The organism is Gordonia neofelifaecis NRRL B-59395 (assembly GCF_000192435.1).
Taxonomy (GTDB): Bacteria; Actinomycetota; Actinomycetes; order Mycobacteriales; family Mycobacteriaceae; genus Gordonia; species Gordonia neofelifaecis.
Map to the genome: position 1 here is coordinate 130,032 of NZ_AEUD01000014.1, position 10,451 is coordinate 140,482.

Here is a 10,451-nt window from a genome sequence, read left to right on the forward strand (position 1 = left end):
TCGCGGGCGTCGATGGTCGGCGAAGCGCGTCAGCCTGCGGCCACGGGGCGCCGCAACTCTCGTTTGCGACGTTGCTCCGCCGGATCGAAGCCGGGAGCGGCATCGAGCAGCCTGCGGGTGTAGTCGTCGGCGGGTCGGTGGTACACGTCTTCCGCCGGCCCCTCCTCAACCAGCCGCCCGTGGTACATCACGGCGAGCCTGTCGCTCATGTGCCGCATCAGGCCGAGGTCGTGACCGATGAACAGATAGGCGACACCGGTGTCCCGCTGAACCTGATTCAGCAGGTTCACGATGGTGCTCTGAGTGGAGACGTCCAGCGCACTCACCGGCTCGTCGCACACGATCAGGTCGGGCTCGGTGGCCAGAGCCCTGGCGATTCCGATGCGCTGACGCTGTCCACCGGAGAAGGCCGCAGGCCGTTGGTGATCGAGGGACGGGTCCAGCCCGACCTGGTCGAGCAGAGTCGCGACTTTCCGAGTGACGGCGTCGTCACGAAGGTCCGTGTGCACGCGTAACGGTTCCGCCACGATGTCGCGAACCGACCAGGACGGATTGAGACTCGCGGTGGGGTCTTGGAAGATCGCCTGCACCCGGCGGCGGTACCAATGCGGCACCCGCCGCGTCGTGCCGCCGATGCCGGCTCGCCTGAACCCGGTGACATCGGTGCCGTCGAACTCGATCCGACCCGCTGTCGGATCCACCAGGCAGAGCACAGAGCGCGCGAGGGTCGTCTTCCCGCTGCCGGATTCACCGACCAGCCCCAGTGTCTGTCCGCGTTCGAGGCGAAGACTCACCCCGTCCACGGCGACGAACGGTTCCTTGCGTCGCAGCAGACCCGGCTTCCGGTACTCGATGCGCAGGTCCTCTATCTCAAGCAATGCCGACGTCACATCGCCTCCAATCCATCGATCTGATGCGCGACGGGACTCCGGCGGATGTCTGGATGCCCGAGCGGATGAACACATCGCGCGGTCGCTGCGCCGATGTCCGCCAGAACCGGCGCGGCACTGACGCACTCCGCAGTGGCGAACGAGCAGCGCGGGGAGAATCGGCAGCCGCTGGGTCGATTGCCCGGCGACGGAACGCTGCCGGGTATGACACCGAGTTCGGTTCCCCGAGGGCGCCCCTGCGCACTCGAGTCCAGCAGCGCCGCCGTGTACGGATGCAGTGGTGAACGCATGAGGTCGTCGACCGCCTGCTCTTCGACTACCTCTCCGGCGTACATGACGGCGACTCGGTCGGCCACCTCTGCGACCATCCCCAACTCATGGGTGACGAACACCATCGCCATGCCGTTCTCAGCCTGGATGTCCTTGAGAAGGTCGGCGACCTGGATCTTGAGCGTGACGTCGAGCGCGGTGGTCGGCTCGTCAGCGATCAGCACCTCCGGATCGCAGCTGATCGCGAGAGCGATCATCACACGCTGAGCCATGCCTCCGGAGAGTTCATGCGGATAGTTGTCCAGGCACTGGCGCGGGTTCCGGATCCCGACGCGATCGAGGAGATGCTCAGCCTTCTCGCGGGCCTGCGTCTTCGTCATGCCCTTGTGGTGCCGCAACACCTCGCCGATCTGATTCCCGATGGTGAACGCCGGATCGAGCGCAGATGAGGGCTCCTGGAACACCATGGCCATCCGATCACCGCGAACGTCCCGGAGGGCCGAGCCCGACATCGTCGACAGATCGTCCCCGGCCAGCCAGATTCCGCCGCCAGTCCTTCGCACGTTCTGCGGCAACAACCCCATGACGGCGAGCGCAGTCATGGTCTTGCCGCTGCCGGACTCGCCGACCAGGCCGAGCGTGCTTCCGGGTGCCACGTCGAAGCTCACATCGTCGAGTACCGAGATGACCTCGCTTCCGCGAGCCGCGAGCACGTCGAGTCCGCGAACGCTCAGTGCCGCAGCCGGTTCGGCCTCCCGCTCCGGTTCCCGGCTCGCGGACTCCGTGACCGTGACGGCCGGAGGCGTCGCTGCTCCGGACAGCGCCGCACGGTGCCTGCGCCAGCGCGTGCGGATCGGTTCGTCACGCAGCGCACCGAGAACGGTGTCGGCGAGGACATTCAGACTCAGGACGGTGATACCGATCGCGACGCCGGGCGGAAAGATCAGGAACGGGTCCTGCGGCAGGTAGTTCCCCGCCTCCGACACCATCACACCCCAACTCGCATCCGGCGGTTGCGCGCCGAGGCCGAGGAAGCTCAGCGCGGCTTCGACCAGCAATGCGGCGGCCAATGTCAGCGACACCTGGACCGCGATCGGTCCGATGATGTTGGGCAAGATGTGCTTGACCATGATCGCCGGCGTGCGCGTGCCGATCACCTGTGCGGCCTCGACGTACTGGTGTCGCCTCGCGGACAAGACCTCACCGCGCGTGACCCTGACGAAGGTGGTCGAGAAGACGAGGCCGACCGCCAGCATCGCGTTGTGGATGCCCGGGCCCATGGCCGCGATCACGGCGATCGCGACGATCAGCCCGGGGAGGGCCGTGAACCCATCGACGATGCGCATCACCACGTCATCGAGGCGGCCGCCGACGAATCCGACGATCAGCCCGAGCGGAATGCCGATCAGCATGGCGATTCCGGCTGCCTCCGCCGCTGCGAGGACGGCGATCCGACTGGCATAGACCAGCCTGGAGAAGACGTCGCGTCCGAGGTTGTCGGTGCCGAGCCAGTGCTCCGCCGACGGCCCCTGCAGTGTCGACGCCAGATCTGTGGCGAGCGGATCGTGCGTAGCGATCACTGAGGGGATCAGGGCGCAGATCAGGATCACGAGCAAGGCGACCAGCGCGGCGATCGCGACCGGATCACGTCGCACACGCGACCGGACTTTGCCCCAACGTGTGCGCGGCTGTTCGGCTCCGGCCCGGCGCGCACGTCGTCGCGGCTTGTCGATCGTCTCGCTCATGGACTTCACCTCATCGGGACTGGCACTGTCACGGCCCGGATGTTCCGGCGCGATCGTCATGACATCCTCACTTTCGGGTTCAGATAGCCGTAGGTGACGTCGACGGCGAGCTGCGCGAGTGCGACACAGACACCGGTCGTGACGATCACGGCTTGGATGATCGGGATGTCGGTGTCGGTCACCGCGGTCAATGCGAGGTCGCCCATTCCGGGGATGCCGAACACCTTCTCGATGACCACGGCCCCGCCCAGCAGGTAGGCGAATTGGAAGCCCATGGTGGTGATGACCGGACTCAGCGAGCTCTTCAATGCATGCTTGCCGATCACGCTGCGCACCGGCAGCCCCATGGCACGGGCGGTCCGCACGTGCGGCATCTGAAGGGCTTCGATCATCGAGGCGCGCGCATGCCGCGCCAGCATCGCCATGACGATCAGACCCAGCGCGAAGCCGGGAAGAATCACCGACTCGAGCCATCCCATCGGGTCGGTCGAGAGCGGCACGTATCCGGTTGCGGGCAGCCACCCCAGCTGGAGGGCGAAGACCGAGACCAGAATCAGGCCGATCCAGAAGGCGGGCATCGCAAGTGCCACCGAGGAGAGAACGGTGATCGCTCGATCGAGGAGCGAGCCGGCGCGCAATGCGGCGATGGTCCCCGCAGTCACCCCGAGCACCAGTCCGATCACCGCAGCCACCAGCGCCAGCGACAGTGTGACGGCCAGCCGATCGAGCACCAGCCCGAGAACCGGGGTGTGGTCGATCAACGAGTAGCCGAAGTCGCCGTGCACCGCGTTCGTCAACCAATCCCAGTACTGCTGATACCAGGGCTGGTCGAGGCCGAGCTCAGCATTCACCTGCGCCACCTGCTCCGGCGTCGCGGCGTCGCCCGCGATCTTCTCGGCGGCGTTGCTGGGAAGCAGCGCCACCAGTCCGACGCTCACCACGCTGATGACCAGGAGCACCGGTATCAGTGCCGCGATCCGATAGCCGATCAGTTTCAGCATTTGGAAGTCCTCATGATCTGTGACCTGCAGGGTCAGTCGACTGTGATTCCGCGGAACGACGGCCCCATCGGCCAGCCCGCGGTGTTAGTGACACCGTGGACCGACGTGTTCCAACCGACGATGGCGTCCTGCTGGAACAGCCCGCACCAGAGCGCCTCGTCGGCGGCCGCGCGTTGCATATCGGCATACGCGGCGACTCGGGCGGCGTCATCGGTCGCGGCCACAGCCCGGGCGTGGGCCGCGTCGACCGCAGGATGCGCGACGTGGAACGGATTCTGGGGTCCGTCCTTCGCGAGCCGGTCGGTGTAGAGCTGCTCCGGATGCACCTGCTTGATCGGAGTCAGGATCGCCGGGAAGTTGGTCTCGCGGTTCTCCTTGTCGAGCGTTCCCGGCTGCACCAACTGGATCGACATATCGATGCCTGCGTCCCGAAGATTGCCCTGGACTGCCTCGGCGACCGGCTTGATCGGACCGAAAGCCGGCACCGCGAACGTCGGATCGGGGACTCCGGACTCCTTCACCAGGGACTGAGCCTTCTGCGTGTCGAACGGATAGACGTTCTCCAGCGACTTCACATGGAACTCATTGCCTTCGGGGAACACCTGGCTCTGCGCGGTGCCGTGCCCGAAGAACGACGACTTCACGATCTGCTGCGAGTCGATGGCCGAGCACACCGCCTGCCGTGCCTTCGTGTTGCCCAGCGCGGGTGCCTTGGTGCCCGCCGTGTCGAGGAACTGGAGCATCCAGTAGTTGCCGGGGAACGAGCCGATCTCGATGCCCGACGACTTGACCGCGTCGGCCTGTCCGGCTGCCACCTGGGACAGATCGACCTGCCCCGAGCGCAGCGCGGAAGCGCGTGCCGCGTCGTCGGTCAAGACCCGGATCTCGATCCGGTCGAGCGTCTGCACCGACTTATCGGTGAACTTCTCGTTGCGCGTGTACACATACGAGACCCCCTTCTTGGTCGCCGCGGTGTCCAGTACGTACGGGCCGGATCCGATCGGGTCGGTGCCGAGCTGCGGTGAGTTGAGCGCATTCGGTGCGACGAGGACGCCGGCGACGTCGGTCAGCGAGATCGGCAGTGCCGGGGACGGCGTCGCGAGATTGATCCGCACCCGAGTCGGTGACTCCACCTGGACGTCGGCGATGTCGCTCAGAGCCGCTGCCGCAGGTCCGGTGGACTTTCGGCGGCCGTCGAGATTCGCCTTCACCGCGGCCGCGTCGAGCGGTTCACCGTCGCTGAACACTCGCCCCTGCTGGAGATCGAGTACGAGCGCCTGCGGCGTGAGCTCGAACTTCGTCGCGACGCCTGCCACCACGTTTCCATTCGGGTCGGTTCGAAGCAGCGTGTCGTACACCGGGTCCAGGAAGATCCGCTGTCCCTGGCCGGGATTCGCGGCCGGGTCAAAACTCTGGACGTCCACCAGCGTGGCAGCTGCGAGCTGTCCCGGGGTTGTCGTGGAGTCACTGTTTCCGCAGGCCGCGAGGCTACCGGCGGCGATCATCGCCGTCGCCGCAGCTGCTGCAGAGGAGTAGAACTTCGATCGATTCATTGTGTGGGCCACCCGCCTGTGACTGAGAGTCGCGTTCCGTTTGCAAATCTGAATTCAGGTTTAGTTATATATGAGTGATGTCCGTCTCTGTCAAGCATTTGAGTGACGGGGGACATAGCCCGCCTGGTGCGGCGGCCGCGCCTGAAGCGACCTCGCGAACCCCTGGCGCAAACCTGAACCTGATGTTAGCGTCAGTTCAGCAAGCAGAACTCGACTCGAGGAGAGAACCGATGGCTACCAAGAACACTCAGTTCGAGATGCGTGGTTTCAGCCACGTCGCGCTCGTATGCTCAGACATGGCTCGGACCGTCGACTTCTATTCGAACGTTCTGGGCATGCCACTGGTGAAGACAGTCGACCTGCCGGACGGTGCCGGCCAGCACTTCTTCTTCGACGCCGGGAACGGCAACTCGCTCGCGTTCTTCTGGTTCCCGGATTCTCAGGACGCGGTGCCCGGAGTCTCCGCGCCGGTCACCCTGCCCGGATTCGGCGAGTGGATCAGCGCCGTGTCCTCCCTCAACCACGTCGCGTTCGACGTCCCGGCGGACAAGTTCATCGAGTATCGGAACAAGTTGAAGGCCAACGGAGTTCGCGTCGGTCCCATCGTGAACCATGACAACTCCGAGACCCAGGTCGCACTCGAGATGAATGACGACGTCTACGTCCGTTCGTTCTACTTCCAGGATCCCGACGGGATCCTTCTCGAGTTCGCCTGCTGGATGCGCGGCTTCACCGATCGAGACGTCTCGCACACCCCGAAGACCGCAGCGGACCGTGTCGCCGCGAGCCTGCCCGCCTGACTCCATCCACGGAAGACCGGCCGACACACTTGCGCCCCCGAGCGCCTGAGGTCAATGTCAGGTCTGGAGTCGTAGACTTCGGCACGCAACGAGAGGACGTGGTCACAGTGACGGAGCAAGCGATCAAGCCCACCCGACGGGGACGCGCAACCCAGGACGCGATCGACGCAGCCGCTCGAAAAGTCATCGCCGAGAAGGGATTCCTCAAGATGACCGTGGCAGACATCGTCAAGGAAGCCGGCAAGTCGCCCGCCTCGTTCTACAACTACTACGACTCCAAGGAAGCCCTCATGGAGTCATGGGCCCGACAGTTCCAGCTCGAGGCACGCACCCGGGCCGCCGCCTACGAACGCAGCGGCACCACCCGTGCGCGCGTCGAAGCCGCGGCCCGCGCCCATTGGGAGACCTACCGCGACCACCTCGCGGAGATGGTGGGCGTCTACCAACTCGCAATGATCAACGACGACTTCGCCCAGGTGTGGGACGAGGTCAGTCGCGAAGCCGTGGACGGCATCTCTCAGGGAATCGTCCTCGCGCAGAAGAAGGGCTACTGCCCCGGCCACGACGCCGAACTCGTCGCGCGAGCCATCGTGGCCATGATGCAGCAGTTCTGCTACGACAACCTGGCGGCCGGCCGCGCCGAGACCGCCGACGACGAGGCGTGCATCGCCACCCTCACCGAGATCTGGTATCGCTCCGTCTTCTGGACGGAGTGACAAGCAGGCACGACCACCGTTCTCGAACGGGGTCCAGCCGTACCCAATTTTCTGAATCCGATGTCATATTCATCTATAGGAGCCAACGTGACCGTCGAACGTGAGTTCATCGGACTGCCGAGCGTCAACCTTCCCCGCTTCGGCGCTGGAGGGCACCCCTGCCAGGGCGTCTATCACCGGCCGGCAGGCAAGAGACCGACCATCGCGGTGATCGCAACCCACTACCAGATCGACTTCTCCGAGCACTACATGGCGGAGTACCTGGCGGAGCGGGGCTACGGCTTCCTCGGCTGGAACACCCGGTTCCGCGGCGACGAGTCGCATTTCGTGCTGGATGCGGCGCTCAGCGACATCGGAGTCGGTGTTCGATGGCTGCGTGAGGAGGCCGGCGTCGAGACCGTCGTGCTGTTGGGCAACTCCGGCGGCGGTTCGCTGATGGCCGCGTATCAGTCCCAAGCGGTGGCGCCGTCGCTCACTCCGCTCGAGGGCATGCGGCTGACCCCCGGAGTCGATGAACTGCCCGCCGGTGACGCATACATCTCGTCCGCCGCACATCTGGGCCGACCGGAAGTGCTCACGAGCTGGATGGACGGCTCGGTGACCGACGAGAACGATCCACTCGCCACTGACCCGGCCCTGGATCTGTTCAACCCCGACAACGGGCCGTCGTACAGCGACGACTTCGTCGCTCGCTACCGTGCCGCGCAGACCGCCAGAAATCACCGGATCACCGACTGGGTGAAAGCAGAACTGGCGCGACTGACCGCGGCGGGGTACCACGACCGCCCGTTCTCCGTTGCCCGGACCTGGGCTGATCCGCGAATGGTCGATCCCGCTCTGGAACCGACCAAGCGCGAACCCAACAGCTGCTACGCGGGCGTGCCGAAACGAGCGAATCGCTCGGTGTTCGGCATCGCGGCGGCCACCACCCTGCGGTCGTGGCTGTCGCTCTGGAGCCTGACCGACTCACAGACTCGCGCGAGTGCGCACCTGCCGAACATCACGGTCCCTGCACTGGTGCTCAACGGCAACCGGGACACCGGAGTCTTCCCCAGCGATGCGGCCGCGATCCACGACCAGCTCGGCGCTTCAGACAAGCAGTCACACGAGCTCGACGCCGACCACTACTTCCTGCTCCCGGGCGCGCGCGATGAGCAGGCCGACCTGATCTCAGCCTGGATCGCCGAGCGATTCTGATGCGCATCACCGAGATTCGGCACATCTCCGTTCCGTTGCGGGGGTCCGTGTCCAACGCTGTCGTCAGCTTCGACAAGCACACGGTCTCCTTGGTGGCGGTGGTCTCCGATGTGGTGCGCAACGGACGGGTACTGACCGGCGTCGCGTTCAACTCGATCGGTCGGTACGCCCAGGACGGGATTCTCCGGGATCGCCTGGTGCCTCGCGTGATCAACGCACCATCGGAGTCGCTTCTGCGGGCCGACGGATCCCTCGATCCGGGGCGGGTTCTATCGACGATGATGCAGGACGAGAAGCCCGGAGGGCACGGTGACCGCGCCGCCGCCGCTGCTGCTGTCGAACTCGCCTGCTGGGATCTCCTCGCGAAGTTCCACGACGAACCCGCGTTCGAGACGATCGCTCGTGCCCATGACTCGGCACCGCATCGCAACGGAGCTCCGGTCTACTCCGCAGGCGGCTACTACCGTCCCGGCGGCGGAGTCGGCGAACTCCGTGACGAGATCGCGGGCTATCTCGACGCCGGTTACACCGCTGTGAAGATGAAGATCGGCGGCGCCACACTCGGCGAGGATCTCCGGCGCGTCGAGGCCGCGGTCGACGCGGCGGGTTCGGGCTCGCGCGTGGCCGTCGATGCCAACGGCCGCTTCGACCGGGATCAGGCCCTCCGTTACGCCGAAGCCCTCAGCCCCTACCGGCTGCGGTGGTACGAGGAGGCTGTCGACCCACTCGACTTCGATGCGCACCACGGACTCGCCGATGTCTATCCCGGTGCATTGGCGACCGGCGAGAACCTGTTCTCCAGCCAAGACACCGAGAATCTCCTCCGATTCGGCGGGCTCAGAAACGACACCGACATCCTGCAGATGGACGCCGGCCTCAGCTACGGCCTCACGGAGTACGCCCGGATGATCGACCTCATGGAGACCCACGGCTTTCCGCGCAGCGCTGCCATGCCGCACGGCGGGCACCTGATCAACCTTCACATCGTCACCGGCCTCGGGCTCGGTGGATGTGAGGCATACCCCGGGGTCTTCGCACCGTTCGGCGGGTACAGCGCCGACTGCCTGCTCGCGGACGGGCGTATACATCCGTCCGACGCCCCCGGTTTCGGCCTCGAGTGCAAGGCCGAGCTCGCCCCGGAGATCGAAAGGCTCCTCGCATGACAGACTCCACGCAACCAGGCTCTCTCCGCGTCGCTGTGGTCGGCTGCGGCGCAATGGGATCGGTGTACGCCGCCCGCCTCGCCCGCGCCGGACACGACGTCATCATCGTCGACGCATGGGCCGAACACGTCGCCGCCATCACCGCGCAGGGTCTCCACATAACGGGCCCGGACGGCGACTTCGTCGCTGCAATCCAAGCCTTCACCACCATCCCCGATTCGACCGTCGATCTCGTGGTTCTCGCCGTCAAGGCCGCCGACGTCCGACCTGCAGCGACTGAACTGGGTGGCCTGATCGGACCCGACACACTCGTTCTCACCATTCAGAACGGACTGGGTCCCGCAGAGATCGTCGCCGACCACGTCGGCTCCGATCGCCTCATCGTTGGAATCGCCAAGGGCTTCGGAGCATCGCTCGTCGGGCCCGGACAGGCACATCACAATGCGATGCGAGCGCTCCGATTCGGGGCATACGGCGGTCTCGATCCGCAGCGAGTCGAGACGGTGGCCGCAGCGTGGCGGTTGGGCGGCTTCGATGCCGAGTCTGTCGCCGACATCAACGCCATGCAGTGGGAGAAGCTCATCTGCAATGTCGCCTACAGCGCGCCCTGTGCACTGACGGGGATGACCGTCGGCCAGATCCTCGATGATGAACAGATGTCGCGCATAAGCAGTCTCGCCGCAACCGAGGCGTGGCAGGTCGCTCGCGCCGCGGGCGTGGCAGTACACGTCGCGGACCCGGTGGAGTTCGCGCGCGACTTCGGCGCGCAGATGCCCAATGCAAAGCCGTCCGCCCTGCTCGACATCGAGGCCGGCCGTGTCAGCGAAATCGGTTTCATCAACGGCGCAGTTCCCCGCGAGGGCGCAAAGGTGGGCCTGTCCGCTCCAGTGAACACCACCCTCACGGCCTTGGTGAACGCCCTGGAATCGAAATCACGTACCTGACGCAGATCCCCGGAAGAGCTGATGAAGCCCTCGACCGAAACCGGTCGAGGGCTTCATCAGCTCCAGCGGGCATGCGGTACGCGTAGCTCCTCACGGTGTTCACGCCACCACCCACCTCGACACCCTGCCGTGATCACAGCCTCGTTGCGACATCACACCCTGAGCTCGGGTG

The 10,451-nt window shown here is 65.6% G+C and carries 9 protein-coding genes; 5 read left to right on the forward strand and 4 right to left on the reverse strand.

The features are described from left to right. Positions 1-29: 29 nt before the first annotated feature. The 4 genes from SCNU_RS15485 to SCNU_RS15500 are packed head-to-tail and all read right to left on the reverse strand — an operon-like array spanning position 30 to position 5,459. Complete coding sequence (locus tag SCNU_RS15485; protein ID WP_009680339.1) at positions 30-890, reverse strand: ATP-binding cassette domain-containing protein; 861 nt, start codon at positions 888-890, stop codon at positions 30-32. Then, positions 887-2,905, reverse strand: coding sequence for a dipeptide/oligopeptide/nickel ABC transporter permease/ATP-binding protein (locus tag SCNU_RS15490; protein WP_175284111.1), 2,019 nt, complete (start codon positions 2,903-2,905; stop codon positions 887-889). Before SCNU_RS15490 ends, SCNU_RS15485 begins: the two co-directional genes overlap by 4 nt. A 56-nt stretch (positions 2,906-2,961) precedes the next feature. Continuing rightward, on the reverse strand, positions 2,962-3,906 hold the full coding sequence (locus SCNU_RS15495; protein ID WP_009680341.1) for an ABC transporter permease: 945 nt from the start codon (positions 3,904-3,906) through the stop codon (positions 2,962-2,964). Positions 3,907-3,938: 32 nt separating this feature from the next. After that, complete coding sequence (locus SCNU_RS15500; RefSeq protein ID WP_009680342.1) at positions 3,939-5,459, reverse strand: ABC transporter substrate-binding protein; 1,521 nt, start codon at positions 5,457-5,459, stop codon at positions 3,939-3,941. Between the two features lie 230 nt (positions 5,460-5,689). Here SCNU_RS15500 and SCNU_RS15505 point away from each other — a divergent pair, with 230 nt between their 5' ends. From SCNU_RS15505 to SCNU_RS15525, 5 genes are all read left to right on the forward strand, one after another. Beyond that, on the forward strand, positions 5,690-6,259 hold the full coding sequence (locus tag SCNU_RS15505; RefSeq protein ID WP_009680343.1) for a VOC family protein: 570 nt from the start codon (positions 5,690-5,692) through the stop codon (positions 6,257-6,259). Positions 6,260-6,357: 98 nt separating this feature from the next. Then, complete coding sequence (locus SCNU_RS15510; RefSeq protein WP_009680344.1) at positions 6,358-6,975, forward strand: TetR/AcrR family transcriptional regulator; 618 nt, start codon at positions 6,358-6,360, stop codon at positions 6,973-6,975. Positions 6,976-7,035: 60 nt separating this feature from the next. Further along, the gene (locus tag SCNU_RS15515; RefSeq protein ID WP_040518588.1) at positions 7,036-8,172 is read left to right on the forward strand and encodes an alpha/beta hydrolase; all 1,137 of its coding nucleotides are present in this window, start codon (positions 7,036-7,038) and stop codon (positions 8,170-8,172) included. Further along, positions 8,172-9,335 (forward strand): enolase C-terminal domain-like protein, encoded by a 1,164-nt coding sequence (locus SCNU_RS15520; protein WP_009680346.1) that lies wholly within the window; start codon positions 8,172-8,174, stop codon positions 9,333-9,335. The genes SCNU_RS15515 and SCNU_RS15520 overlap by 1 nt, the downstream gene beginning before the upstream one ends. Continuing rightward, positions 9,332-10,279 (forward strand): ketopantoate reductase family protein, encoded by a 948-nt coding sequence (locus SCNU_RS15525; RefSeq protein ID WP_050792839.1) that lies wholly within the window; start codon positions 9,332-9,334, stop codon positions 10,277-10,279. Before SCNU_RS15520 ends, SCNU_RS15525 begins: the two co-directional genes overlap by 4 nt. Positions 10,280-10,451 lie beyond the last annotated feature (172 nt).